Source organism: Micromonospora sp. NBS 11-29, from assembly GCF_002140155.1.
Taxonomy (GTDB): domain Bacteria; phylum Actinomycetota; class Actinomycetes; order Mycobacteriales; family Micromonosporaceae; genus Micromonospora.
The window spans coordinates 9,679-10,133 of record NZ_NAPR01000009.1 but is presented as its reverse complement, the minus strand read 5'-3'; the positions used below and the strand labels follow the sequence as shown (position 1 = coordinate 10,133).

1 protein-coding gene is annotated in these 455 nt (G+C 71.1%); it reads left to right on the top strand.

What is annotated here, in order from left to right:
- Nucleotides 1-58: 58 nt before the first annotated feature.
- The coding region (locus B1205_RS29075; RefSeq protein ID WP_441338489.1) for an acyltransferase domain-containing protein at nucleotides 59-455 on the top strand (397 nt) is incomplete at its 3' end.

The following is a 455-nucleotide window of genomic DNA, read 5'->3' as shown; positions in this document are numbered from 1 at the left end:
GGCGGGTGTGTTGTCTCTTGAGGACGCCTGTGTGCTGGTGGCGGCGCGGGGTTCGTTGATGCAGGCGTTGCCGGCCGGTGGTGGGATGTTGGCGGTCGGTGCGTCGGAGGCCGACGTGCGGGAGCTGCTGGGGTCCACGGCTGGTGGTGTCGACGTCGCGGCGGTGAACGGTCCGGCGTCGGTGGTGCTGTCCGGTGCGGTTTCGGAGTTGGACCGGTTGGCGGAAGAGTGCGCGACCCGGGGTTGGCGGGTCAAGCGGCTCGCGGTGAGTCACGCGTTCCACTCGCGGCTGATGGAGCCGATGCTGGCGGAGTTCCGGGCCGCGATCGCCGGCCTGGACTGGCGACCGCCGACCCGGCCGGTCGTGTCGAACCTGACCGGTCGACTGGCTGATCCGGCGGAGATCGCCGGCCCGGATNTGCGGCATGTGCGGGAGGCGGTGCGTTTCGGTGACG